The organism is Sphingopyxis sp. 550B (genome assembly GCF_057401805.1).
This window is the reverse complement of the sequence record NZ_CM171610.1, coordinates 1,333,822-1,360,198: the sequence shown is the minus strand read 5'-3', so window position 1 is coordinate 1,360,198 and position 26,377 is coordinate 1,333,822. Positions and strand designations below refer to the sequence as shown.

Sequence of the window (26,377 nt, the reverse complement as noted above, 5' to 3'; positions counted from 1 at the left end):
AAGACCGGGCCGACGTCGGCCTGGGAGTGAGCACGACATCGACCCGAGGTTTCCCCAGTGGAGTGGGCGGAGAAGATTTAGAACTTCATCGATGCGTTAAACCCGATGATGCGCGGGTCCGGCGTGAACACGTTGGTCGTCAGGCCATTGTCATCGCTGTTCACGAAGAACCCCGTGATCGGCATTTTCTTGAACAGGTTCTTGACATAGAGCTGAAACGAGAGACCCGATTCCGGCCTGGTCAGCATGACGGCGACGTTCATATTGTCCCACGCCCGCAACCTGTCGAACTCCGTGTTGTAAACCCGGCCGAAGCTTTTCGACTGGAAATAATAGTCGCCGCGGAAGGTCAGTTCCCAATCGCCGCCTTCGAGGAAGAATGTATATTGCGAACCGATATTTGCGGTCAGGCGCGGCGCGTTGGGCAGCTCATTCCCCTCGAGGTCCGCATAAAATCCGCGGCCACCATTGGGCGCGCCGCTCGACCCCCCGATCCAGGCTTCGGGATTGGCGGGATCATAGGGCACGAGCGCACCGACAGTTGCGGGATTATAGGGCGCCAGCGGATCATAGGTGAAACCATAGGCCGGATTTACAAGCACGTTCCCCCGGTTGGGATTCCAGTAATTGAGGGTACCGACCCTGACCGGCCTGGCGGGATTCCAGCTGCCAAAACGGTCCGCGCCCGGGCATAGGGTGGCCAAAACTTGTGCGGTGGTTCCCGGCGACGGAGGTATCAACTTACCAGCCTCCACGCGCAACAGCTGTTCCACCAGGGCGCGCGGGGCGATGCAGTTGGACGGCACCTGCAGCCAGGGCCGTAGCACGACCCAATCGGGGTCGCCCTGCGTCCGGTCCATCACGTCGATCGATTGCGCGCCCTTGCCCAATCGTGTCCGGAGATAGCCCAGATTGCCATCGACCCTGAAAGCACGCGACGGGCGCCATGCCGCCTCCAGTTCCAGGCCCCAGCTCGTCGCATTGAAATTCTCATTATAGGCAATGCGGTCGACGATCTGCGAAACCTGAAAATCCTTGTAATCATAGAAAAACCCAGTGGCGTTCAATGTGAAGCGGCCGCCGTTGAAGCTATGTTTCATGCCCACTTCCAAGGCATTGACATATTCCGGACGGAAGGTCTGCGGCAGGAATTGGAACTGCACCACATTCGGGTTGAAATCGATTCTAGGCGGATTTACGCCGCCGCCCTTATAGCCACGGGATATCGAGGCATAGATGAGGCTGTCGTCGGTGAAGCCGATATCCGGCTTCCAATCGAGCACCACGCGCCCAGTGAATTTCCCCCATGACTGATTGATATCATCCTGAGCGGGATAGCCGCTGTTGACACGACCACCAGTGATATCTCCAATAAACTGGGAACCATATGGATCATCAGGGCCACCGTTAGCTACGGTACTTGGATTATTCCTTCCTCCACCCAATAATAGCTGACTGGGAATTTGATCTGCTTTTTTCTTATCCTTTGTATAACGAACGCCAACGGTTAATTTCAAATTATCATTGATGTTATAATATAATTCACCGAAAAGTGCTCTCGATTTAATACGAACACCGTTCTGGCTAAGAAAGTAATTGTGACCCTGATTGTTTAAACTGTCGATTTGGTTAGGATCAACATAGGGACATTCTCGATCTTCATTGCCCAATTCGCAGGGCCGTAATACCCATCCATAACCAGCAAAACCAGGTGCAGCAGCTATAGTTGGTGCCCTACTATATTGCCACTGAGCGATATAGGTGAACATATTGTTGAAGACATAATAATCGTCCTGCGATTTGAAATCGAGATAATTGGCACCGACCAGGAAATTGAGCGGCCCGTCAAAACTGGATTGAAGGCGGAATTCCTGGGACCATTGCCGGTTTCTCGACCGGCTCAAATCCGCCGACACCATGCGATCCGAACAGCCCAATTGTGGATCGCAATACACACCGCCCGGTGTCGGCCCCGGAAATTCTTCCGAATCAATCAATCTCGAACCTGCATACATAGGCGGAGCTGAGCTATCCGCAAACATCGGTTCCGTAAGGAACCGGTTATAATCCTGCGATGAATAGAAGCGATCACGGGAATAGGCGGTTTGCGAGATAAATTGCAGGGTTTCGGACGGCTTATATTCCCAGTTGAACTGGACGACATCATTTTTGGCACGGAATATCGGATCCCAGTTGGATTCGATTTCCCGCAAGTTCCTGGATTGCATACCGCCGCCCATCGGATCAGCGGTGACCGCGCGTACAGGAATCTGCGTACGGCCCTCCAACCGATTTCCGACAGTCAAATAATAATGTGGAAAGTAAAGATAAACGAGCGCATTGCTATTGGGCTTGCCAAAGGCCGCATCGTCATAAAGCGATCCGGGCAGGCACCCCTGGCCGATACGGCCGCGAAGACTGAGGTCGGTAATTTCCACATCGCCAATTCGGTCGATTCCGGGATCGGTCGTGCACAATTGCTTGGCCGACCGCGACCGATTGTCGTCTTCCGAAAAATGCTGCCAGATGACATTGGCCTTGAAACGGTCGCTGGGCTCCCACTGGGCCGACACGCGCGTCGACCACAGGTCGCGCCCGTTGATGCGGGTGCCGAGGAAGTTGTTGTAATCGAAACCGTCGCGCTTGGTCCACGCGCCGGCGGCGCGAACGGCCAGCGTGTCGGACAGCGGCACGTTCAGCATCCCGCTGAGGCGCGTCGTGCTGTAGTTGCCGACTTCGCCCTTCACTTCCCCCGCGAAGGCGCGCGTGTCGGGAAGGGCGGGAATCATGTTGACGACACCGGCCGTCGCATTGCGGCCATAGAGCGTGCCCTGCGGCCCGCGCAGCACTTCGATACGCTGCATGTCGAAGAATTCGGCTTCGAACAGGCGATTGCGGACGAGCGGCGTTGAGTTGAAGCTGACGGCGACCGCCGGATCGCTCGTTGCGGAAATGGACTGCGTCCCGATCCCGCGGATCGAGAAATTATACATGCTGAAATTGGTCTTGGTGAAACTGACGTTCGGGACGGCGCGCAACAACTCCGCCCCGCCTTCGATCTTCAGATCGTCCAGCCGGTTCGACGACAGCGCCGTCATCGCGATCGGCACGTCGATGATCTTCTCTTCCTTCCGCTGCGCCGTGACGACAATTTCCGACCCATCGTCGATCTCGTTGCGCGCGGCGGGCGGCGGGGTCGCGGCGCGTTCGACGACATAAGCTCCCTGCGCGGTATGGCGGGCGCGCAGGCCGCTTCCCCGCAAAGCCGCGTCCAGCGCCTGACCGGCGGTCAGCGCGCCGCGCACCGCTGGGGCGTTGCGTCCCCGCACGTCGCCCGCCTGAAAGACGACCTCACTGCCGGTCTGCCGCCCGATCTGGGTCAGCGTGTTCGCGAGCGCCTGCGCCGGAATGTCGAGTTGCTTCGCTTCGGCCGCCTGCGCCTGCGCCGCGCCGGCCGCGCTCACCGCCAGCGTGGCGACCCCCAGATACATCGCCGCCTTGAACGAAAATGCGGTGCGTGTAGCGAATGCCATGCTTGCCCCTCCCTCTGTGATGCTCCGCGCCGGTTGACGGCGTCGGACATCAGAACGTGAGCGGGCGAAAAATCCGCATCGGAAATGTGCAGAAAATTTCCGCACAGCCCGCAGTGCTGCCTTACCGTAGCGTCATGGCGCTCCTTCTCTCAGTCCCTCCGCTTCGCATTCTCCCTCCGTCGTCACCCTGAACTTGTTTGGGATATATACCCTTCAGGCAAGCTAGGAGCTGTTCCCCGGCGAAAGCCGGGGTCCAGATGGCACGGCGCTGCCCCGCATGGACCCCGGCTTTCGCCGGGGAACAGTTCCTTGTCGAAAAGGGATAATTGCCAACCTGTTTCAGGGGCCATCGCCTGCCCTCGAATAAACGCGGCCTTGAAGGAGAGGCCTGGCCTTGGATGCCGAAACAAGTTCAGCATGACGGAAGAAGAGAGACCGGTTGCGGGCGAGAGATCAACGCCCGGCGCGCAATTCGACCCCACCGTCGGGCAGCGAGCGCTGGCGGACAGGCAGAAGCTCGCCGACGATGGCGGCGAAGCGTTCGGGGCTGCCGGTGCGGAACACGCCGCTGACGCGCAGATTGCCGGTCGCGGGATCGTCGATGACGAGTTGCTTGCCCGAATAGCGGTTCATTTCGGCAACGGCCTCGGCCAGCGTCGCGTCGTTGAACTCGACGAAGCCCTCGCGCCAGCGAAGCTGCTGGTCGATGTCGGCCTTGAACTTCACGGGCCGCGCGCCGTCGGACACGAGCAGCGCCTCGCCGGGGGCGAGAACGGCGGGGATCATGACAGGCGCATCGGCGGCGGGCCGATCCTCGCCCTCGTCAACGACGACCTTGCCCTCGACCAGCGTGACCTTCATGCGGTCGGAGTCGAGCAAGCGGACCTCGAAGATCGTGCCGAGCGCGGTGACCTGCTTCGCGCCCGCCTGAACGACGAAGGGACGATGCGGGTCCTTCGCGACCTCGAACAGCGCCTGCCCGCGCAGCAGGCGGACGAGGCGGCGGTCGGCGACGTAGCCGACGCGGATCGCGCTGTCGGTGTTGAGGGTGATCGCGCTGCCGTCGGCAAGGCGGACGGTGCGGCGCTCGCCCCTGGCGGTGGCGAACTCGCCGCTGTCGGGTGCCTTGGGGGCGGCGGCGGTCGCCGGGACGGATCGGGCCGCGACCTGCGGGGCGTCGGTCTTCTGACCGAACGGCAGATAATCGGTGCCCAGCGCGACCGCCGCGAGCAGCGAGGCCGCGATACCGACGCCGATCCCGGCCCACAGGCCGCGCCGCGGTTCCTTCCCGGCCGCGAGCGCCGAGGCGCGCAGGGCGTCCAGCGCGGGGTCATCCGGCACGCTGTCGAACAGGTTCCATGCGGCTTCGGCCTTGGCGAAAGCGGCGGCGTTCGCGGCCGATTCCGCGCGCCAGGCGTCGAACTCGTCCTGTTCCTCTGGGCCGAGCGGTCCCGCGTCGATGCGGACGAGCCACGCGGCGGCGGCCTCGTCGGGCGCCAGTCCGCGCAGGGTCGAGGGAAAGGGGATTGTCATCACTCGAAGTCGATCCTTCGCATGATGTGGGTGATGGCGCGCTGCATATGCTTCTCCACCGCGCTCACGGATATTCCGAGCCGCTTCGCTATGTCGTTCAGGCGCATGCCTTCGAGCCGTCTCAGCACAAATATCACCCGGGTCCGTTCCGGCAGTTCGAGCAGCACGGCGGTCGCCCGCGCAAGCTGTTGCCGATCCATCAGAACGTGCTCGGGCGAGAAATCCGCACCCCCATGCCGATTTTGATCGAATGGTTCGTGGGCGTCCGAATGGCGCGTCACTTTCTTGCGCAGATGATCGGTCAGGACGCTGCTGGCGGTCTCGAACACATAGGCGCTGAGATTCTGGCGTTCGAGTTCGGAGGCGCCGCCGCGCTTGATAAGGCGCTCGAACACCTCCTGCACCATGTCCTCCAGATCGGCGCGGTCGCGCGTGCGGCGGCCGAACCAGCTGAGCAGCGAGCGGCGGAAATCGCGGTCGAGCCGGTCGAGCGCCGCCCTGTCTTCCTCGCTATATTCGTATCGGCGTTGTCGTCTGACCATGTCCCTCACCCTCGCGCGCGAGGATGATTCACAATTTCCATGGCCGCAAGACGGGTTGTGGGTGGACGGGGTCCGCTACAGCGCCTGCTCCCATTCGGCCGCGTCGAAGCCCAGCAATACCCCGCCATCATGGACCACGACCGGGCGTTTGATGGCCGAGGGATTCGCGATCATGATCGCTATCGCCTTCGCGGCGTCCAGATCGGCTTTCACCTCGTCGGGCAGTTTCCGGAACGTCGTGCCGGACCGGTTGAGCAGCTTTTCCCAACCGAATCGGCGGGTCCAGTCCTCCAGCTGGTCGGCGTCGACGCCGCTTTTCTTGTAATCGTGAAACGCATAATCGACGCCGCGATCCGCAAGCCAGGCGCGAGCCTTCTTGACGGTGTCGCAGTTGGGAATCCCGAATAGGGTGACGGGCATTTTCACACCTTCAAATTTCGAATCGGAACAGCGCGTTATTTAATCTTCAGCGTTGCAATGAACGCGCAGTTCAGGGTCATAGCGGCGTCCGGTCGGCAAGGCGAGTGTTCGCGCTCGCCAATTTGCCGCGCAGGGCGCGTGCGAAGCCTTCGTGCAGCGCCGCCGCGATCCCGGGGTTCGCCGCCAGATAGGATCGCAGCGCCTCAGCGGGCACGAACCACAGCCGGGCCCGGGTAGCCAGCGTCACCGTTCCCGTCGCATTCGCTCCGTCGAGCACCGTCGCCTCGCCGATCAGCGCACCGTCGGACAGCAGGCCGACATCGGCGCCGTCGCGCTGGATCGCCGCCTCTCCCTCCGCCAGATAGAAGAGGCTGGGGACGGCCTCGTTCTCGCGGATCAGCACCTCGCCGCGGCGCGCCGAAATCCAGTGCCCCTGGTCGATCAGGCGCCGCGCCTCGACGGGACCGAGGCCGCCGAAATGCAACTGGCGCAACTGCTGCTCCTCGGGCGAGAAAGCGATTCGCGTGTCGCGGATCCAGCCGCGAAGGCCGAGGCCGAAATTGACGAGCGCGAGCAGCGCGAGGAGCAGGGCCACCCCGCCGGGGCCGCGACCGAACAGCGCCATGGGCAGGGCGAGCAGCGCCGCCAGCGCGATTCCGATCCGCACATGATCGATGCGGACGGCAAAGCCTGTCGCGAGCAGCAACAACAGGGCGGCATAGCCGAACCAGGCGGAATCGAAGTGTGCCATAGCCTTCGTTTCGCGTTGTGGTCCCGTCGAGACACTTAGGTATGAAACGGTTACCAATTTCCGAACGGCGCGCGGCGGTGCGCCCCCGATCGCGCCTGCCGAAACCGCAGCAAATTACCAGTTTCCGCGGCGCAAGAAAAGCGCGGGTGCATAAATGGGCCGATGATGCTAATTTCCTGTCCTTGCTTCCCTGGCCCATCCGAGCCAAGGCGGCGCGCGAGATTCGATTTTGGAAGCAGAAGACGCAAAAGATGACGCAACCATGGCAACCGCATAGCTGGCGCTCGCACGAGGCCCGCCAGCTTCCGACCTACGCCGACGAGGCCGCACTGAACGCGGCCGAGCGCGAGCTCGCGAGCTATCCGCCGCTGGTCTTCGCGGGCGAGGCGCGGGCGCTGACGGACGAACTCGCGCGGGCGGTCGAAGGCAAGGCTTTCCTGCTGCAGGGCGGCGATTGCGCCGAAAGCTTCGCCGAATTCCATCCGAACAACATCCGCGACACCTTCCGCGTCCTGCTCCAGATGGCGGTCGTGCTGACCTTCGCGTCAAAGGTGCCGGTGGTGAAGGTCGGCCGCATGGCGGGTCAGTTCGCCAAGCCGCGCTCGGCCGACATGGAAGAAGTGAACGGCGTCGAGCTGCCGAGCTATCGCGGCGACATCATCAACGACATCGCGTTCGAGGCGGTGGGACGCGAGCCCGACCCGCGGCGCATGGTCCGCGCCTACAGCCAGGCGGCGGCGACGCTCAACCTGCTGCGCGCCTTCGCGCACGGCGGCTATGCGAACCTGCATCAGGTCAACGCCTGGACGCACGATTTCATGGACCGCAGTCCATGGGCCAAGAAATATCAGGAAACCGCCGCGCGCATTTCCGAGGCGCTCGCTTTCATGGAGGCGTGCGGCGTGACGCCCGAAACGGTCCCGCAGATCAAGGGCACCAGCTTCTACACCAGCCACGAGGCGCTGCTGCTACCCTATGAGCAGGCGCTCACCCGGCAGGACAGCCTGACCGGCGGCTGGTACGACACGTCGGCGCACATGCTGTGGGTCGGCGACCGCACCCGCTTCGAGGGGTCGGCGCATATCGAATATCTGCGCGGCATCGGCAATCCGGTCGGCATGAAATGCGGCCCGACGCTGGAGCCCGACGCGCTGCTGCGGCTGCTCGACACGCTCAACCCGAACCATGTGCCGGGGCGGATGACGCTGATCACCCGCTATGGTCACGACAAGATCGAAGCGCATCTGCCGAAGCTGGTGCGCGCGGTGAAGGAATCGGGTCACCCCGTCGTCTGGTCGTGCGACCCGATGCACGGCAATGTCATCAAGACTTCGACCGGCTACAAGACGCGCCCGTTCGAACGCATCCTCGCCGAGGTACGCGGCTTCTTCGCCGTCCACCGCGCCGAGGGAACGCACGGCAGCGGCATCCACATCGAGATGACCGGCCAGAACGTCACCGAATGCACCGGCGGCGCGATGGACGTGACCCAGATGGACCTCGCCGACCGCTATCACACCCACTGCGACCCACGCCTCAACGCCGGGCAGTCGCTGGAACTGGCGTTCCTGCTGGCCGAGATGCTGAACCAGGAAATGGCCGACCGGGCGAAGCAGGCGGCCTGATAGATAAACGTCGCCCCGGCGAAAGCCGGGGGCCACGCACGATCTCGCGCCCGTCAGCCAGCGGCCGCGGCTTTCGCAGGGCGATGGTTTTCGATTGTCCGGTGCGTCATTGTGAACGGAGCGAAGCAATCCATGGCAGTTTACGTCTACTCTGGATTGCCGCGCGGCTTTGCCGCTCGCAATGACGAGAGCGGCGTACGTTCAGTCAGCATCATCTCAGATCAAGACTCGATGCACTAATTCGTCCCCGGCCACCGCTTGGTATCGGCAAAGGCCCGCCCCAGCGCGACGTGCAGGTCGGCATCCTCGGCCGCGCCGCCCAGCGGCACCTTGTCCGAAAATTCGTCGCCGGGTCCGTGGTAGTCGCTTTCCAGAAACGCCTCCAGCAGCCCCATGTCTGAAAAGCTGCCCCCCACCATCAGCGACGGCACGCCCTTGGCACCGAGCGCCCAGCCGTCCTGCCGCTGGATGAAGGGGTCGGCCTCTCCATCGTCGTCGATCGCGCGGCCGAGCGCGGACGCGACCTCGCGCACCAGCGCGTCGTGGGCGGGGCGCCCGCGACCGATCGTCGCGACGGGCGTGCCGCGCGGCGAGACGGCGATAGTGTCGATGTTGAGCGCGACGGTGATGTCGGTCAGCGGCAGCACCGGATGATCGGCGAACCAGCGCGCGCCGAGCAGCCCCTTCTCCTCCGCCGTCGTCGCCATGAAATAGATGTCGCGGTCGGCGCGCGGTCCCTTGGCAAGCCGCCGGGCGACCGCGATCAGCACCGCGATGCCGCTCGCATTGTCGACCGCACCGTTGCAGATGCGGTCGGCCGCCCCTTCGGGCGCGCAGATGCCCAGATGATCCCAATGGCCGAGGAATAGCACCGCCTTGCCGTCGGGTTTTGCGCCCGGCAGCTTCGCGATGATATTATGGCTGTCGACGCTGCGGACGGTCGCCGTCGCCGACAGGTCGGCCGTGACCGGCAGCGCCAGCCCGCGAAAGTCGGCCGCCGCGGCCGCCGCCCGCGCCGTCGCGCCGTCCTCCCCCGCCTTGGCGAACAGGGCGTCGCTCGCCTCGAGCGACAGGAAGCCGCCAATCGGCGGGCCGGCCTTCGCGTCAGCGAGGCGCGTCGTCCGACTGCCCAGCGCATCGCGAAGCTGTGCCCAGGGCAGCGCGTCGGTCGCGATCACCAGCACCGCCGAGGCGCCCGCATCGGCGAGCAGCTGACGCCGTTCGCGATAGCGCGGCAGGTCGTCGCCGAACGGCGCATTGCCCATCAGCATCATCGCCAGCTTGCCGCGCACGTCGGCGTTGACCCGGCCTTCGCCGTCGACGCCATAGCCGACGAAGACCGCCGGCAGGTCCGACAGCGCCGCCGCGGCATCGCGGCCGGTCAGGATGACGCCATCCTCCTCGATCGCAAAATCGCGCCCGCGCACCTTGAAATGCGCCTGGCTTCCCGTGGCCTGCGTCTCGACCAGCGGAACCGGCTGGAGCCAGGGGGTGGCGCTACCCTGCACCGGATTCAGCCCCGCCTTCGCCCACTCGCCGACGATATAGGCGATGGCGCGCGCTTCGCCTCCGGTCCCCGGCGCGCGCCCCTCGAAGGCGTCGCCCGACAGGGTGCGGATATGATTGGCAAGTTCGATCTCGGTGACCGGCGCATCGTCCCTGGCCTGGGCGGCGGGGACAGCAAGGGCGACAAGCGCCACGGCGGCAAGCGCGGCGCGGAATTTCGGCGTTTTCATGGATGCGCCGCATGGCATGCCCGCCCCGGGCAGGCAAGGCGCGTTCGTCGAACGACGAAAGGCATCGGCAGGTCATCTTGGCCGCAAAAACCTGCCTCCCCTCCCGCAAGCGGGAGGGGAGAACAGGTGGTCGCATGACAGGATTCACGCGGAGACACGGAGGTATGGAGAAATAGCCTTTTCCGCGCCGCAGCTATTTCTCTCAACCGCAGATTTCGAACCGAGGTCGCGGAATGAGGAAGCCTGTCGGCCTGAACCCTCCGCGATCTCTGCGCCTCTGCGCGAATCTCCTATCCGCGCCCCGCCCGCTCTAGCAACGCCCGTGCCGCAGCAACGTGCATGTCCTCGATCATCCGTCCTTCGTGTCGCTGCGCCCCGCCGGTCGCGGCTGCGACGAGCGCCTCGGCGGCGACGATCTCACGCGGCGACGGAGCGAAGGCGGCGTTGCACGGATCGACTTGTGTCGGGTGGATCAGCGTCTTGCCGTCGAAGCCGAGCCGCCGCCCGTCGGCCGCCTCGGCCGCAAAGCCCGCCGCATCGTCGATGGCGTTATAGACGCCGTCGAAGCACCAGCCGCCTTCGGCCCGCGCGGCAAGCACGATCGCCTGGATCGCGTGGCTCATTGCGCCGCGATCGGTCCCGTCGGGAAGCTTCAGCTCGTGCGCGAGGTCGTTGAGCCCGGCGATCAGCCCGTGCGTCGCCGGGTCGGCGGCGATGTCGCGCGCGGCATAGATGGCGGCGGGCGTCTCGATCATCGCGAACAGCGGCAGGCCGAGTCCGCGCGCGGGAGCGAGATCGGAGGGTGCATCGACCTTGGGCAGCACCACCGCGTCGAGCGCCAGCCCGGCAAGCGCATCGAGATCGGCCGCCTGATGCGCGCTGCCGGTACCGTTGATCCGCACCGCGACGCGCTTGCCGGGAAAGCCCGCGGCGACCGCGGCGCGCATCGCCTCGCGCGCTTCCGCCTTGCGGTCCGCCGGCACCGCATCCTCCAGGTCGACGATCAGCATGTCGGCAGCAAGCCCGCGCGCCTTTTCAAGCGCGCGCGCGTTGGAGGCGGGGACGTAGAGCAGCGAGCGGGGGGCAAAGTCGATCATGCGCTTTTCTGTGGCGCACCCGCGCCATTGCCGCAATAAGGGAAAGGATTTGCAGGAGGGACGACCGATGGAATTCGCACTCGCACTGGTGGTTCTGGCGCTGGTGTTCCTCGTCTGGGCACTGACGCCCGTGCGGCAGGGCTATGCCTATACGATCGAGCGCTTCGGCCGCTACACGCACACCGCCCAGCCCGGGCTCAACTTCATCATGCCGATCTTCGACCGCGTCGGGCGCAAGGTGAACATGATGGAGCAGGTGCTCGACATTCCGGGGCAGGAAATCATCACCAAGGACAATGCGATGGTCGCGGTCGACGGCGTCGTCTTCTTCCAGGTGCTCGACGCCGCCAAGGCCGCCTATGAAGTCAGCGACCTCTACCTCTCGATCATGAACCTGACGACGACCAACCTGCGCACCGTGATGGGGTCGATGGACCTCGACGAGACGCTGTCGAAGCGCGACGAGATCAACACGCGGCTGCTGCATGTCGTCGACGACGCGACGACGCCCTGGGGGGTCAAGATCACCCGCGTCGAGATCAAGGACATCCGCCCGCCCGCAGACATCTCGAACGCGATGGCGCGGCAGATGAAGGCCGAGCGCGAAAAGCGCGCCGCGATCCTCGAGGCCGAAGGTCTGCGCGCCTCCGAAATCCTGCGCGCCGAGGGCGAGAAGCAGGGCCAGATCTTGCAGGCCGAAGGGCGCCGCGAAGCCGCCTTCCGCGACGCCGAGGCGCGCGAGCGCGAGGCGGAGGCAGAGGCGAAGGCGACGCAGATGGTGTCGGACGCGATCGCCAGCGGCAACGCGCAGGCGATCAACTATTTCGTCGCGCAGAAATATGTCGAGGCGGTCAGCCAGTTCGCGACCAGCCCGAACAGCAAGACGATCCTCTTCCCAGTCGAGGCGACGCAGCTGATCGGCACGCTCGGCGGCATCGGCGAACTGGCGCGCGACGCCATCGAACGCAAGGGCGCCTGACGTGCCGGGCTGGCTGTCGCACATGGACCCGCATTGGGTGTGGCTGTCGCTCGGCGTGCTGCTCGCCGCGGCGGAGATCGTCGCGCCGGGTTTCTTCCTCATCTGGCTGGGCGCCGCCGCAATCGTCACCGGGGTCGTCGCCTGGATCGTGCCGATCTCGGTGCCGCTGCAACTTGGCGTTTTCGCGATCCTGTCGTTCATCGCGCTCTACACCGCGCGGCGCTGGCTGAAGGCCAACCCGATCGCGTCCGCCGATCCCCACCTCAACCAGCGCGCCGGGCGGCTGGTCGGCGAGGTGCTGACGGTGACGCGGGCGATCGAGGACGGCCGCGGCCGCGCGAAGGTCGGCGACGGCGAATGGCCGGTCCACGGCCCCGACGCCGCCGAGGGCGCCAAGGTCCGCGTCGTCAGCGCCGATGGCGGCGTGCTGGTGGTGGAACCGGCCTGAAACCGCGTCGACGGCCTGCGATCTGCGGGAATCCCGGTTTCCGCATTGTCCTTTTTCCGTCGTGCTGAATTTGTTTCAGCATCCGTGACCCCTGTTCCCCGGCGCAAGCCGGGGTCCTGATAGCTTGGCGCTGCCTCGCGTGGGCGCCGGCTTGCGCCGGGGAACGGCCCCTTGCCAGCATGAAGCAGGCGAAATCCGCACTGGATCGCTTCGCTACGCTCGCAATGACGAAAGCGGGGCTACCCCCCGCGCGGGCGGCTGTAAATCGCGACGACATGGCCCAGCGCGTCGCTGTCGCCGATCAGGCGGAAGCCGAGCTTCTCCGCCACCCGCTCCGACGCCTCGTTGCCGGGATCGATGATGCAGCGCACTTCGGCCGCGTCGAGCGTCGCGTCGGCCCAGCCAAGAACCGCGCGCATCGCCTCCGTCCCCAGGCCCATGCCCCAGTGGTCGGCGTCGAACGCCCAGCCCGCTTCCGGCTGCCCTTCCAGTTCGGCGATGCCGCGGCAGAAATAGGACAGGCCGCCCTGCCCGACCAGCCGGTCGGTCGCCTTGTCGGCGAACACCCAATAGCCATAGCCGAGCACCGGCCACATCCCCGCCGAGCTCAGGAACTTGCCCCACGCGACATCAGGCGCGCGCGGCTCGCCGCCGATGAAGCGCGTCACGCGCGGATCGGCCCACATCGCGATATGGACATCCTTGTCCGACAGGCGATGCTCGCGCAGGCGCAGACGGTCGGTCTCGATGACGGGGGGAGCACTGATCATGGATGCGCCATGCCGCATCGCGCCGCGGACGGCAATCGCCGTCATGCAAGCCCGCGATTTCCGCGAAGGCAGCCGGACGACCGGGAGAGAGAAGACCGGTCCGGCCGCCTTCGCGAAACGCTCTGCTTGCGAAAGCCCGACGCTTCAGGCGGCAGCGGCCGCCGCGGGCGCCGCCGACGAATGCGCGGGCATCAGCGCGTCGGCATAAGCGCCCTCATAGCGGCCGATCAGCGCGCGATCGTCATGGTTCCAGGGGTGGAAGCCCGGCAGGAAATAGGCAAGCCAGGGCCGCAGGCTCTTGCGCAGCACCCCCGGCTTGCCGAGCAGGTACCACCAGATGCGCGCGGTCACCCGCCAGCCGGTCAGCCCGTCCTGCCGTAGCAATATCTTCATGCCGCGGACGCGTTTCGGCCAGAAGCGCGCCGTGACGACGAGCATCATCAGCGACTTCGCCTTCCAGCGCCGCCAGCGGCTCCAGTCCTTCGTCGCGTGAAGCCAGGTGTCGTAGGCGACGCCCTTGTGCTCGATCTCCTCGATCGCATGCCATTTCCACAGCGCGCCCCACTCGGGCTCGGCCCCCTGATACATGGCGGGATCCTTGAGCATGATCGCCGCGAGCATCGCGGTATAATGTTCGAGCGCGATCGTCGCCATCAGGTTGACGATCGGCGGTCGCTGCTTGATCAGTTCCATCACCGCGTCGACATCGGCCTCGAGTTCGGAGAGGTCGTAGCCCGCCTCCTCCGCCTTGCGGTTGAAGACGACATGCTCGCGGCTGTGGATCACTTCCTGCTGGGTGAAGGCGCGAATCTCGCGCGCCAGCTTGTCGGGCACGCCATCGCGGTGGGCTTTCACCGCCTCGATGAACATCGCCTCGCCCTTTGGAAAGGTCACCGACAGCGCGGTGTGGAAGGTCGAGGCGATCGGATCGCCGTTCAGCCACCAGCGCCCCTGCCGGTCGTCGCGACCGAAGCGCATGTCGCGCGGGGTGATCGCCAGATCATGCGGCGTGGGGGAGAGCGAAAGGCTGGACATATCTTCCTCACCGGCGAATAGGGGGTGAAGGCGCGGGGGCGCCTCAGGGGCAAGTATCTAGGAATTACTTACAGTGGTGTCAATAGCAAAGAAGCGACTGAGCCCGGAGGAGAGCCGGTCGGTCGCATTGGAAGCAGCCCGTCAGATATTGATCGAACTGGGGCCGCAGGCGGTGACGCTGAAGGCGGTGGCGGGACGCATCGACCGCACCCACGCCAATCTGCTCCACCATTTCGGCAGCGCGGCAGGCCTGCAAAAGGCCTTGGCCGCCTATCTGGCCGAAACGGTGTGCGACACGATCGCCGCAAAGATGACCGCCTCGCCGCCGGGCGAACGCAACGTGCGCGAGATCGTCGACCTCGCCTTCGACGCTTTCGACAGCGGCGGCGCGGGGGCGTTGGCGACGTGGATGGCGGCGACCGGCAACGACGATTCGCTCGACCCGATCATCGCCGCGATCCACCGGCTGATCGACGGCATGGCCCCCGACGCGCACGAAAAGCGCCTGATGCACGAGGACACACTCGCGCTGGTACTGATGGCGATGGGCGACGCGCACCTCGGCGGCCCGATGGCCGAGGCGCTGGGCCTGCCGCGCGACACCGCGCGCGCGCTGGCGACCGAACTGATCGCCGGGCGGATCGGAACCTTCTGGGCCGAACAGGGCGGGAAGCCGGGCTGCTGACTATCGCCCGGCGCAAGCCGGGGCGACGATCCCTAGCCAAGTCCCCGCCTTCCCCGTAAAGGGCGGCGATGCATTTCCTCGATCAGGCCAAGATCTTCATCAAGTCGGGCGACGGCGGCCCCGGCGCCGTCAGCTTTCGGCGTGAGAAATATATCGAATATGGCGGCCCCGACGGCGGCAACGGCGGCAAGGGCGGCGACGTCGTGTTCGAGGCGGTCGCCGGGCTGAACACGCTGATCGACTTCCGCTATACCCAGCATTTCAAGGCGAGGCGCGGAACCCCCGGCGCGGGCCGCGACCGCACCGGCGCGGGCGGCGACGATCTGGTGATCGAGGTGCCGGTGGGCACGCAGATCCTCGCCGACGATGACGAACGGACGCCGCTCGCCGATCTGACCCGGGCGGGCGAGCGCGTCGTCTTCCTGCGCGGCGGCGACGGCGGGCGCGGCAATGCGAGCTACAAGAGTTCGACCAACCGCGCGCCGCGCCAGCATGGCCCCGGCTGGCCGGGCGAGGAGATGTGGGTGTGGCTGCGGCTGAAGCTGCTCGCCGACGCGGGGCTCGTCGGCCTGCCCAACGCCGGCAAGTCGACCTTCATCAACGCCGTCACCAACGCGCAGGCCAAGGTCGGCGCCTATGCCTTCACCACGACGCGGCCGCAGCTCGGCGTGGTCAGCCACAAGGGTCGCGAATTCGTGATCGCCGACATTCCCGGGCTGATCGAGGGCGCCGCCGACGGCGCTGGGATCGGCGACCGCTTCCTCGGCCATATCGAACGCTGCCGCGTGCTGCTGCACCTCGTCGACGCCAATGATGAGGATGTCGCGACCAGCTATCGCATCGTGCGCGATGAACTAGAGGCCTATGGCGCCGGGCTGACCGACAAGCCGGTGATCGTCGCGCTCAACAAGGTCGACATACTCGACGACGAACTGATCGCGGCGCTATCGGCGGAACTCGCCGAAGAGAGCGGCAAGCCTGTTATGGCGCTCTCGGGCGCGAGCGGCGCGGGGGTCGAGGCAGTGCTCGACAAATTGCTCGAAGCGATCGATCATCCCCAACCAGGCAGCGACGAAAGAGAAGACGCCGGCGGCGACTGGTCGCCGATCTGAACGACCTGACGGGCGAAACCGCAGGCCAGCCGGTTTCGCCCGAAAAGGCGCCATTCCCATTTTTCCCTGTGCGACTCGGGGATATTCGCATTGGCGCGCCGCGCCGCGCGCGCTATCGGCGGCGGCATGATGCTGTTCCCTCCCGCCTCCTGTCCGCGGCTGATCGTCAAGATCGGATCGGCGCTGCTCGTCGATCCCGATGGCGCGGTGCGGCGCGACTGGGTCGCTGGGATCGCCGCCGATATTGCTGTGCGCGCGCGGTCCGGGCAGCAGGTCGCAGTCGTGTCGTCGGGCGCGATCGCGCTGGGCGCGCGGCGGCTGGGGCTCGCCAAGGGCGGGCGCGCGAGCCTGGAGGATGCGCAGGCCGCCGCCGCGACCGGCCAGATCGCGCTGTCGCAGGTCTGGGCCGAGCTGCTCGGCGCCGAGAGTCTCACCGCGGCACAGATGCTCGTGACCCTCGACGATCTCGAACATCGTCGCCGCTACCTCAACGCCGCGGCGACGCTCGACCGGCTGCTCTCGCTGCGCGTCGTGCCGATCATCAACGAGAATGACAGCGTCGCGACCGCCGAAATCCGCTTCGGCGACAACGACCGGCTCGCGGCGCGCGTCGCGCAGGCGGCCGGGGCGGACGGCGTCGTGCTGCTGTCCGACGTCGACGGGCTCTACGACCGCAATCCTGCGATTCCCGGCGCACGGCATATCGCAAGGGTCGAGCGCATCGACGCGCGGATAGAGGCGATGGCCGATGCCGGGTCGGCTTCGGGCATGGGATCGGGCGGCATGGTGTCGAAGATCGCGGCGGCACGCATCGCCAACGCCGCGGGCGCGCATCTCGCGATCGCGTCGGGCCGCATCGACCGGCCGCTGTCGGCCGAGGCGCGGTATACGCTGTTCCTTCCCAAGCGCGGCGCCAGCGCGCGCAAGGCGTGGCTCGCGGGACGACTGACCGTCAAGGGCCGGCTCGCCATCGACGCTGGCGCGCTCCGCGCGCTACAGGGCGGCGCCAGCCTGCTCGCGGCGGGCGTCACCGCCGCCAGCGGCGATTTCGCGCGCGGCGACATCGTCGATATCGCGGGCCCCGACGGGCGCATCGTCGCGCGCGGCCTGTCCGAATATCCGGTCGCCGACGCCGCGGCGATCCTCGGCCTCGGGCGTGACGCGCAAGAGGCGGCGCTCGGCCATGCACCGCGCAGTGCGGTTGTTCATCGCGACCACATGGTGCTGCTGTGATGACGCGCGACCAAATCCTTCCCGTGCAGGGGCGGCTCTGATGCAACCCACGCTGGCTATGACCGGCGCAACCGGCTTCGTCGGGCGCGCGACGCTGCGCCAGGCGGTCGAAGCCGGCTGGCACGTCCGCGCGCTCACCCGCCGGGCGCAGGAGGCGCGCGACGGCGTCACATGGATCGCCGGCGCGCTCGACCGGCCCGACAGCCTTGCAGAGATGGCGGCCGGGGCCGATGCGCTGCTCCACATCGCGGGCGTGGTCAACGTCCCGACCCGCGCAGCGTTCGAGGCGGGCAACGTGGTCGCCACGGCGAATGTCGTCGAGGCCGCGCGCGGCGCCGGGGTGCGGCGCTTCGTCCACGTTTCCTCGCTCGCCGCGCGCGAACCCGGCCTGTCGCACTATGGCTGGTCGAAGGCGCGCGCCGAGACGATCGTCGAGGCGAGCGGACTCGACTGGACGATCGTGCGCCCGCCCGCCGTCTTCGGCCCTGGCGATACCGAGATGCTCGACCTGTTCCGCATGGCGCGGCGCAGCCTGATGCTGATCCCGCCGCGCGGCCGGATGTCGGCGATCTACGTTGACGAACTGGCGCGGCTACTGGTCGCGCTCGCGGCGGAGCGCCATGCCGGCGTCGGGCAGACCTACGAACCCGACGACGGCCAGCCCGGCGGCTGGTCGCATCGCGGCTTCGCGCGCGCCATCGGCCGCGCCGTCGGGCGCGATCGCGTCGCGACGCTCGCTGTCCCGGCGCCGCTGCTGCACGCCGGAGGCCGACTCGACATGCTGGTGCGCCGCCACCGCGCCAAGCTGACCGCCGACCGCGCCCGCTATATCGCGCATCCGGACTGGGTGGCGGCAGAGGGCGCCTGTCCGCCGCCCGACCTGTGGCGCCCCGCCGTCGACACCGCCGATGCCCTCGCCGAGACGGTGCGCTGGTACCGGCAGGAAGGATGGCTGTGACGCCGTCTCCGCTCCCGCAAGCGCGAGGAGAGATGGGATCGCTTCGCCGTCTTCGGCTCTTCGCAATGACGGTTCCATCTCGGATCATCACGCACTAGATTTGCACAATGACCGACGCCCCAACCTCCGCCCCGAATCCCGCCGGCCCCTGGGCCATCCCCGTACGCCGTCGGCTGCCCGGCGACGATGCGCCGCGCGGCACGATCAGCTTTCCGCGCCGGGTCTGGCGGCTGCTCGTGGCGATCAAGGATGGGCTGGCGCTCGTCTTCCTGCTGCTGTTCTTCGCGGCGCTGTTCGGCCTGCTCGCGGGCCGTCCCAACGCCTCGCTGCCGGTCAGCAACGGGGCGCTCCTGCTCCAACTCGACGGAATCGTCACCGAGCAGCCGGCGGAAATCGACCCGTTCGCGGCGCTTTCGGGCGGCGCGCAGCTTCGCGAATATCGCGTCCGCGACATCGTCCAGGCGCTCGAAACCGCCGCCGACGACAAGCGCGTGACCTCGGTCGTCCTCGATCTCGACCGCTTCCTGGGCGGCGGGCAGGTCTCGCTCGCAGAGATCGGCGCCGCGATCGACAAGGTGCGCGCGAAGAAAAAGCCGGTGCTCGCCTTCGCCACCGCCTACACGACCGACAGCTATCAGGTCGCGGCGCACGCCAGCGAGATATGGGCCGACGACATGGGCGGCGTCGCCATCGCCGGGCCCGGCGGGTCGCGCCTCTATTACAAGGGGCTGATGGACCGGCTCGGCATCACCGCCCACATCTATCGCGTCGGCACCTTCAAGAGCGCGGTCGAGCCCTATCTGCGCGGCGACCAGTCGCCCGAAGCGAAGCAGGCCGACCTCGCCTATGCCGGCGTGCTGTGGGACAAGTGGCTCGCCGACGTGAAGGCGGCAAGGCCGAAGGCAAAGCTCGACGCTTTCATCGCCGATACGCCGGGCGCGGTCCGGGCGGCAAGCGGCGACCTGGGCCAGGCATCGCTGTCCGCCGGGCTGGTCGACAAGCTTGGCGGACGCATGGCATTCGGCGCGCGCGTGGCTGAAATCAGCGGCGTCGCGGACGACAGCCGGCCGTGGGATTATAACGCCATCCCGCTCGACAATTGGGTCGCTGCCAATCCGCCCGCGCAGAAGGGCCGCGCGATCGCGGTGATCCCGGTGGCGGGCGAGATCGTCGACGGCGAAGCCTCGAACGGAACCGCCGGCGGGGAAACGATCGCCGGTCACATCCTCGACGCCGCGAGCGACGGCGGGGTGAAGGCGATCGTGCTGCGCGTCGATTCGCCGGGCGGATCGGTGCTGGCGTCCGAACAGATTCGCCAGGCGCTGCTCGCCGCCAAGGCGAAGAAGCTGCCGATCGTCGTATCGATGGCCAATGTCGCGGCGTCGGGCGGCTACTGGATATCAACCCCCGCCGACCGCATCTTCGCGGAGCCCGACACGATCACCGGCTCGATCGGTGTCTTCGGCATCCTGCCGAGCTTCGATCAGGCGCTGGCGAAGATCGGCGTGACCACCGACGGCATCGCGACGACGCCGCTGTCGGGCCAGCCCGACATATTGGGCGGCGTCAACGAACCGTTCAACCAGCTCGCACAGGCGAGCGTCGAGCAGATATATGCCCGCTTCACCGGCCTCGTCGCCAAGAGCCGCAAGCAGCCGCTCGACAAGGTGCTGCCGATCGCCGAAGGCCGGGTATGGGCCGGAGGGACGGCGCGCCAGATCGGGCTGGTCGACCAGTTCGGCGGCCTGCCCGACGCGCTGGCCGCGGCGGCGAAGCTGGCGAAGGTCGACGGCGCCTTCCACGCCAAATATTTCGAGGACGAGCCGAGCGAGTGGTCGAAGCTGCTCGCCAGCCTGACGCGTGACGACAGCGCCGATGCCGCCGCGCCGCGCGGCTGGTTCGGCATCGCGGCGATGAATCGGCAGCTGGCCGAACGACGGCTGGTGCAGGACCTGTCGATGCTGTCGGCGTCGGGGTCGGTGCAGGCGGCGTGCCTCGACTGCCGCGCCTATCTGCCGGTGGTGCCGCGGCCGGGCGCGACCAGCCCGAAAGGCGTGTTCGCCGCGCTGGCGTTGCTGTTGAGGTGACGGCCGATCAGGCCGCCACGGCCGCGCCTTTGGCGTGCTCCGCGATCGCATCGGCGAGCGTGTCGACCAGCGCCAGCGGCAGGTCGTGCCCCATGCCGGGGATCGTCATCAGCCGCGCCCCCGCGATATGCGCCGCCGTGTCCCGGCCGCCCGCGATCGGGACCAGCGGGTCGGCCTCGCCATGGATGACGAGGGTCGGCGCCCGCACCGCCTTCAGCATCGGGCGCCGGTCGCCGTCGGCAACGATCGCCGCCATCTGGCGCGCGACGCCCTGCGGATACCAGCCGCGCTCGAAATCGCCGCGCACCCGGCGCTGCAAACGCTCCTCCTCCGCCGGATAGCCGGGGCTGCCGATGACCCGCGCGGCGCGCACCGAATAGGCGATCATGTCTTCCGGATCGCCGCTCATCGGCCGGTTCGCCAGCACCTGCATCGCTTCCTTCTTCGCGCGCGGCAGGCGGCGGTTGCCGGTCGTCGACATGATCGAGGTCAGCGACAGGGTGCGGCCCGGATGGCTGGCGGCGATATGCTGCGCGATCATCCCGCCCATCGACGCGCCGACGACATGCGCCCGGTCGATCTCCAGACGGTCGAGCAGCGCGACGCCGTCGTCGGCCATGTCGGCGAGCCGGTAGGCGCTGCGCACCGGCAGGCCCAGCGCAGCCTTGACGAACATCCATTTCAGGTTGGGCACCCCAGCCGCATCGAAGCGGGTGGACAGGCCGACATCGCGATTGTCGTAGCGGATGGTGCGGAACCCGCGCGCGACCAGCGCATCGACGAACTCGTCGGGCCACAGCGTCAGCTGCCCGCCCAATCCCATGACGAGCAGGATCGCGGGCGCATCGCGCGGCCCCTTGTCCTCGAAGGCGATGCTGATGCCGTTGGCGGTCGTCCGGTCGGTCGTCATGCGTGTCCCCTGCCAAAGGACGCCAACCTTGCCGCGCCGCGCGCGATGGTCAAGCGTCAGCGTGCCCATCGCCGCCGGCGCGGCCATAGGTGGGCAGGCCCAGCGACCAGTTGATCGCCGCGCCGCGCAGGATGAAGCCCGCGGCCGCGCCCGTCACCGCCGCCGCGGCCGTCCCGGCGCCGAGCCAGAGCAGCGCCAGGAACAGGCCTGATGCCAACGCCCCCGCGGTCACATAGATTTCGGGGCGCATGATAATCGACGGCACGCCCGCCAGCACGTCGCGGATCGTGCCCCCGACGCAGCCGGTGATGACGCCCATCATCAGCGCCGGCACCGGCGGCACGCCCCACGCCATCGCCTTGGCGGTGCCGAAGACGCTGTAGGCAGCGAGCCCGACCGCATCGGCCCATTCGAGCAACTGCCCGCGCCGCCACCATCGTTCGGGGGTGAGCCAGACGATCAGCGCGATCGCGATGCACACCGCGGCGATTGCGCCGTCCTGAACCCAGAACACCGGCGCGCCGATCAGTAGGTCGCGCACACTGCCACCCCCGACGCCCGTGACCAATGCAAAGAAGCAGGCCGTGACCAAGGTCTGTCGCAACCGCACCGCCATCAGCGCGCCCGACAGCGCGAACACGCCGATCCCGACGAGATCAAGCAGGCGGACGAGCAGCGCGTTGTCGATGGTGTCCATCGGCGTGGGCCGGTCAGTGCTCCGCCGGCCGGACACCGCCGACGATCGACAGCACGATCGCCGTCACCGCGTTGCGGATCGCGGGCTCGGCCTGCGGGGCGAAGAAAGGCGAGTGGTTGGTCGGCGCAGGTTCGCCCTTCGCCTTGAGCGCCGCAAGGACGGCGGGATCGTAGCCGCCGATCGCGAAGAAGATCGACGGGACGCCGGCATCGACGAATTCGGAGAAATCCTCGCTGCCCGACATCGGCGGCGCGCTCGCCGGTGCGAAGACGAGGCGGTCGCCGAACGCGGGTTTCAGTGTCGCGGCCGCCGCGACCGCCATGCTCTCATCATTCATCAGCACACCGGTGCCGCCCAGATAGCTGATCGTCGGCGCGGGTGCATTGCCCATCTGCGCCGCCGCCTTCGCCGCACGCGCGGTGCCGCTGCGCAGCAGTTCGCGTACATCGGGTGCTTGCGAGCGGAGGTTGACCTTCACCTCGGCGCTGTCGGGGATGATGTTGGGCGCGCTGCCGGCCTGGATCGCGCCGATCGTCAGCACGCCGAACGCCGCCGGGTCCTTTTCGCGGCTGATTACCGTCTGCACGTCGGTGACGAAGCGCGCCGCGATCGGAATCGGGTCGATCGTCGCCGCAGGCATCGAACCATGACCACCGCGCCCATGGAAAACGACCGAATAGCTGTCGGATGCCGAAGAAGACGGCCCCGCCTTGATCGCCACCACGCCCGAGGGCAGATTGCTGACATGCGCGGCAAAGCCGAAATCGGGCTTGGGAAAGCGCTTGAACAGCCCGTCGTCGAGCATCGCCCGGGCACCCTGCAGCGGCTCTTCGGCTGGCTGGCCGATCAGCACCACCGTCCCCGACCAGCTGTCGCGCATCGCGGAGAGCGCCTGCGCGACGCCGACCAGATAGGCGACATGCGTATCGTGACCGCAGGCGTGCATCACCGGCACGTCCTTGCCCTCATAGGTCGCGCGCGCCTTGCTCGCCCACGGCAGGCCGGTCTTTTCCTCGAGCGGCAGCGCGTCCATGTCGGCGCGGACGAGGATCGTCGGCCCCACACCATTGCGGAGCACGGCGACGACGCCGGTGCCGCCAACCTTCTCGGTCACGGTGAAACCCGCCGCGCGCAGACGCGCCGCGAGGATGCCGGCGGTGCGTACCTCCTGCATCCCCAGTTCGGGGTGCGCGTGCAGATCCTTGTAAAGCGCTTCGAGCGCCGGATAATCGCGGTCGAGCAACGCGTCGAGGCGCTGGCTGACGACCGAAAGATCAGGCGCGGCAGCCACCGGAACGGCGTCATCGGCCGCCTGTACGGCGAGCGGCCACGCCGCCGCCATCGATGCCGCCATCCATAATCCCAGTCGTGCCGCCATCGTCACTCTCCCCCGTTCGTGCCCCGACCGCCGACGGCGGCGTCAGATATGGATCGGCTTGCCCGTCACCGCCATCGCGGCTTCCTTCACCGCCTCGCTGTGCGTCGGATGCGCGTGGCAGGTGTAGGCGATGTCCTCGCTCGTCGCACCGAATTCCATCGCCTGCGCGGCCTGCGCGATCATCGTGCCCGCGACGCTGGCGATACACCAGACGCCCAGCACGCGGTCGCTCTTCGCGTCGGCGATCACCTTGACGAAGCCGTCGGGCTCGTGGTTCGTCTTGGCGCGGCTGTTCGCGAGCATCGGGAATTTGCCGACCTTGACCTCTCCCCGCTCCTTCGCGGCTTCCTCGGTCAGGCCGACCCCGGCGATCTCGGGCATGGTATAGACGACCGACGGGATGACGTCGTGGTTCACGATGCCGGTCAGTCCCGCGATATTCTCCGCGCAGGCGATGCCTTCATCTTCGGCCTTGTGCGCGAGCATCGGCCCCGGCACCACGTCGCCGATCGCCCAGATACCGTCGACCGCGGTGCGAAAATCATGATCGACCTCGATCTGGCCACGCTTGTTGACCGAGAGTCCAGCCTTGTCGAGCGCGAGCCCGTCGGTGTTCGGGCGGCGCCCGATCGACACCAGCACGACGTCGGCTTCCAGCGTCTCCGCATCGCCGCCCGCAGCGGGTTCGAGCGTCAGCACCGCCTTCTTGCCCTTCACCTCGGCCTTCGTGACCTTGGTCTTGAGCTTGAACTCGATGCCCTGCTTCTTGAAAATCTTGTTCGCTTCCTTGCGGACATCGCCGTCCATGCCAGGCAGGATCTGATCGAGGAACTCGACGCATGTCACCTTGGCGCCAACGCGGCGCCACACGCTGCCGAGTTCGAGCCCGATCACGCCGCCGCCGATCACCACCATGTGGCCGGGCACCTTCGCGAGTTCGAGCGCGCCGGTCGAATCGACGATCACGCCCTTGGCGTTATCGACCTCGACACCGGGAAGCGGTGTCACCGACGAACCGGTCGCCACGATGATGTTCTTTGCGCGCACCGCCTTGCCCGCGACCTCGACCGTGTCGGCCGCGGTGAATTTCGCATAACCCTTCAGCCAGTCGACCTTGTTCTTCTTGAACAGGAACTCGATGCCGCCGGTCAGGCCCTTGACCGCGTCCTTGCGCTGGCCGTGCATGGTATCGAGGTCGAGTTCGGGCTTCACCTTGATGCCCATCTTCGCCATCGCGCCGCCGGCGGCGGCTTCGAAATATTCGGACGCGTGGAGCATCGCCTTCGACGGGATGCAGCCGACGTTGAGGCAGGTGCCGCCGAGTGTTTCGCGTCCTTCGGCGCACGCGGTCTTCAGGCCCAGCTGCGCCGCGCGGATCGCGGCGACATAGCCGCCGGGCCCGGCACCGATGACAAGGACGTCGTAGTCAAAGTCCGACATTTCAATCTCCGTTCGCCCTGAGCTTGTCGAAGGGCCGTACTTTTCTCAATCCGTCGCTCTCAAGAGAAGAACGGGGCTTCGACAAGCTCAGCCCGAACGGATGTGGGATATTTAAAGATCGATCAGCAGCCGCGTCGGGTCCTCGATCGCTTCCTTGATCGTCTTGAGGAAGGTCACCGCCTCGCGGCCGTCGACCAGCCGGTGATCGTAGCTGAGCGCGAGATACATCATCGGGCGGACCACGATCTCGCCGTTCCGCACGACCGGGCGGTCCTCGATACGGTGAAGCCCGAGCACCGCCGACTGCGGCGGGTTGATGATCGGGGTCGACATCAGGCCGCCGAACACGCCGCCGTTCGAGATGGTGAAGGTGCCGCCCGTCATGTCGGCCATCGTCAGCGTGCCGTCCTTGGCGCGCTTGCCGAGGTCGGCGATCGCCTTCTCGATCTCGGCGAAGCTCAGGCTCTCGGCATTGCGCACGACCGGCACGACCAGCCCGTTGGGCGCGCTGACCGCAACCGAAACGTCCAGATAGTCGTGATAGACGATCTCGTCGCCCTCGATCCGGCCGTTGACCGCCGGAATATCGTGCGCGGCGAGCGCGACCGCCTTGGTGAAGAAGCTCATGAAGCCAAGGCGCACGCCATGCTTCTTCTCGAAACTGTCGCGATAGCGCTCGCGCGCCGCCATCACCGCCGACATGTCGCAGTCGTTGAAGGTCGTCAGCATCGCCGCGGTTTCCTGCGCCGATTTCAGGCGCTTCGCGATCGTCTGGCGCATCCGCGTCATCTTGACGCGCTCCTCGCGGCGCCCCGGGGCGCCGCCGGCGGCCGGCGCGGATGCGGCAGGCGCAGCGGGAGCGGGAGCGGGAGCGGCCTCGGGCGCAGCATTGGCGGCGGCGAGCACATCCTCCTTGGTCAGGCGGCCGTCCTTGCCGGTCCCCTTGATCTTCGTGGGATCGACGCCGTGTTCGAGCACGAGGCGGCGCACCGCGGGCGACATCGTCGTCACCGTGTCGACCGCATTGTCGCTGGCCGTCGCGGCGGGCGCGGGGGCTGCGGCTTCGGCCTTGGCAGCCGGAGCGGGCGCCGCGGCCGGCGCCTTGCCCGAACCCGCCTCGATCGTCGCGATCACCGCGCCGACCGCGACGGTGTCGCCGACGGCGGCGACCTGCTGCCCCATCACGCCCGCGACCGGCGACGGCACCTCAACCGCGACCTTGTCGGTTTCGAGACTCGCGATCGGTTCATCGACCGCGACGGCATCGCCCGGCTGCTTCAGCCATTCGCCGACCGTGGCTTCGGTCACGCTTTCACCCAGGGTGGGGACTTTGACTTCGGTGCTCATCGCTTCTTCCTTGGGGACCATGGACAGGGACTACCCCTGACCATCGGGATTGTCGTTGCAT

General features: G+C 66.8%; 22 protein-coding genes. 8 read left to right on the top strand and 14 right to left on the bottom strand.

What is annotated here, in order from left to right:
- Positions 1-77: 77 nt before the first annotated feature.
- The 5 genes from AC2S9W_RS06380 to AC2S9W_RS06360 all read right to left on the bottom strand — a co-directional run bounded on the left by AC2S9W_RS06380 (position 78) and on the right by AC2S9W_RS06360 (position 6,779).
- Entirely contained in the window at positions 78-3,533 is a 3,456-nt protein-coding gene (locus AC2S9W_RS06380) for a TonB-dependent receptor (RefSeq protein ID WP_486571748.1), read from the bottom strand.
- A 453-nt stretch (positions 3,534-3,986) separates the two neighbouring features.
- On the bottom strand, positions 3,987-5,066 hold the full coding sequence (locus tag AC2S9W_RS06375) for a FecR family protein (RefSeq protein WP_076073874.1): 1,080 nt from the start codon (positions 5,064-5,066) through the stop codon (positions 3,987-3,989).
- Positions 5,066-5,608: an RNA polymerase sigma factor gene (locus AC2S9W_RS06370; RefSeq protein ID WP_067107213.1), complete on the bottom strand. Its 543-nt coding sequence runs from the start codon at positions 5,606-5,608 to the stop codon at positions 5,066-5,068. The genes AC2S9W_RS06375 and AC2S9W_RS06370 overlap by 1 nt, the downstream gene beginning before the upstream one ends.
- Positions 5,609-5,683: 75 nt before the next feature.
- Positions 5,684-6,028 (bottom strand): ArsC family reductase, encoded by a 345-nt coding sequence (locus tag AC2S9W_RS06365; RefSeq protein WP_076073868.1) that lies wholly within the window; start codon positions 6,026-6,028, stop codon positions 5,684-5,686.
- A gap of 76 nt (positions 6,029-6,104) precedes the next feature.
- Positions 6,105-6,779 carry a Crp/Fnr family transcriptional regulator gene (locus AC2S9W_RS06360; protein ID WP_076073866.1) on the bottom strand — a complete coding sequence of 225 codons (675 nt, stop codon included), beginning with the start codon at positions 6,777-6,779 and terminating at the stop codon, positions 6,105-6,107.
- A gap of 251 nt (positions 6,780-7,030) precedes the next feature.
- Between AC2S9W_RS06360 and AC2S9W_RS06355 the strand changes: the two genes are divergently transcribed.
- Entirely contained in the window at positions 7,031-8,404 is a 1,374-nt protein-coding gene (locus AC2S9W_RS06355) for a class II 3-deoxy-7-phosphoheptulonate synthase (protein WP_067186907.1), read from the top strand.
- 236 nt (positions 8,405-8,640) lie between these two features.
- On the opposite strand, the gene AC2S9W_RS06350 is transcribed toward AC2S9W_RS06355, so the two are convergent.
- Positions 8,641-10,140: a M28 family peptidase gene (locus AC2S9W_RS06350; RefSeq protein WP_486571747.1), complete on the bottom strand. Its 1,500-nt coding sequence runs from the start codon at positions 10,138-10,140 to the stop codon at positions 8,641-8,643.
- A 290-nt stretch (positions 10,141-10,430) separates the two neighbouring features.
- Positions 10,431-11,237, bottom strand: coding sequence for an HpcH/HpaI aldolase/citrate lyase family protein (locus AC2S9W_RS06345; protein WP_076073861.1), 807 nt, complete (start codon positions 11,235-11,237; stop codon positions 10,431-10,433).
- Positions 11,238-11,304: 67 nt separating this feature from the next.
- On the opposite strand from AC2S9W_RS06345, the gene AC2S9W_RS06340 reads away from it, so the two are divergent.
- Together AC2S9W_RS06340 and AC2S9W_RS06335 are read left to right on the top strand one after the other, a co-directional pair.
- Positions 11,305-12,216, top strand: a complete 912-nt coding sequence (locus AC2S9W_RS06340) for an SPFH domain-containing protein (protein ID WP_067107203.1) — start codon at positions 11,305-11,307, stop codon at positions 12,214-12,216.
- A 1-nt stretch (position 12,217) separates the two neighbouring features.
- Positions 12,218-12,664 (top strand): NfeD family protein, encoded by a 447-nt coding sequence (locus tag AC2S9W_RS06335; protein ID WP_234002554.1) that lies wholly within the window; start codon positions 12,218-12,220, stop codon positions 12,662-12,664.
- 239 nt (positions 12,665-12,903) lie between these two features.
- On the opposite strand, the gene AC2S9W_RS06330 is transcribed toward AC2S9W_RS06335, so the two are convergent.
- A complete protein-coding gene (locus AC2S9W_RS06330; protein ID WP_067107235.1) occupies positions 12,904-13,434 on the bottom strand; it encodes a GNAT family N-acetyltransferase in 531 nt (176 codons plus the stop codon).
- 144 nt (positions 13,435-13,578) lie between these two features.
- A complete protein-coding gene (locus tag AC2S9W_RS06325) occupies positions 13,579-14,469 on the bottom strand; it encodes a metal-dependent hydrolase (protein ID WP_076073856.1) in 891 nt (296 codons plus the stop codon).
- Positions 14,470-14,545: 76 nt separating this feature from the next.
- Between AC2S9W_RS06325 and AC2S9W_RS06320 the strand changes: the two genes are divergently transcribed.
- The 5 genes from AC2S9W_RS06320 (at position 14,546) to sppA (ending at position 20,544) form a co-directional block, all read left to right on the top strand.
- Complete coding sequence (locus tag AC2S9W_RS06320; protein ID WP_067107232.1) at positions 14,546-15,154, top strand: TetR/AcrR family transcriptional regulator; 609 nt, start codon at positions 14,546-14,548, stop codon at positions 15,152-15,154.
- Between the two features lie 68 nt (positions 15,155-15,222).
- Positions 15,223-16,266, top strand: a complete 1,044-nt coding sequence (obgE, locus tag AC2S9W_RS06315) for a GTPase ObgE (RefSeq protein WP_076073853.1) — start codon at positions 15,223-15,225, stop codon at positions 16,264-16,266.
- A 126-nt stretch (positions 16,267-16,392) separates the two neighbouring features.
- The gene (gene proB / locus AC2S9W_RS06310) at positions 16,393-17,499 is read left to right on the top strand and encodes a glutamate 5-kinase (protein WP_486571746.1); all 1,107 of its coding nucleotides are present in this window, start codon (positions 16,393-16,395) and stop codon (positions 17,497-17,499) included.
- A 40-nt stretch (positions 17,500-17,539) separates the two neighbouring features.
- Entirely contained in the window at positions 17,540-18,457 is a 918-nt protein-coding gene (locus tag AC2S9W_RS06305; protein ID WP_486571745.1) for an NAD-dependent epimerase/dehydratase family protein, read from the top strand.
- Positions 18,458-18,564: 107 nt separating this feature from the next.
- Positions 18,565-20,544 (top strand): signal peptide peptidase SppA, encoded by a 1,980-nt coding sequence (gene sppA / locus AC2S9W_RS06300; protein ID WP_486571744.1) that lies wholly within the window; start codon positions 18,565-18,567, stop codon positions 20,542-20,544.
- Positions 20,545-20,551: 7 nt separating this feature from the next.
- Here sppA and AC2S9W_RS06295 read toward each other — a convergent pair whose 3' ends face one another.
- From AC2S9W_RS06295 to odhB, 5 genes are all read right to left on the bottom strand, one after another.
- Positions 20,552-21,454 (bottom strand): alpha/beta fold hydrolase, encoded by a 903-nt coding sequence (locus tag AC2S9W_RS06295; protein WP_076073851.1) that lies wholly within the window; start codon positions 21,452-21,454, stop codon positions 20,552-20,554.
- Between the two features lie 49 nt (positions 21,455-21,503).
- Positions 21,504-22,151: a trimeric intracellular cation channel family protein gene (locus AC2S9W_RS06290; protein ID WP_486571743.1), complete on the bottom strand. Its 648-nt coding sequence runs from the start codon at positions 22,149-22,151 to the stop codon at positions 21,504-21,506.
- A 13-nt stretch (positions 22,152-22,164) separates the two neighbouring features.
- Positions 22,165-23,529, bottom strand: a complete 1,365-nt coding sequence (locus tag AC2S9W_RS06285; protein WP_486571742.1) for an amidohydrolase — start codon at positions 23,527-23,529, stop codon at positions 22,165-22,167.
- Between the two features lie 42 nt (positions 23,530-23,571).
- A complete protein-coding gene (gene lpdA / locus AC2S9W_RS06280; RefSeq protein WP_067107182.1) occupies positions 23,572-24,969 on the bottom strand; it encodes a dihydrolipoyl dehydrogenase in 1,398 nt (465 codons plus the stop codon).
- Between the two features lie 111 nt (positions 24,970-25,080).
- Positions 25,081-26,316 (bottom strand): 2-oxoglutarate dehydrogenase complex dihydrolipoyllysine-residue succinyltransferase, encoded by a 1,236-nt coding sequence (odhB, locus tag AC2S9W_RS06275; protein ID WP_486571741.1) that lies wholly within the window; start codon positions 26,314-26,316, stop codon positions 25,081-25,083.
- Positions 26,317-26,377: the final 61 nt, after the last annotated feature.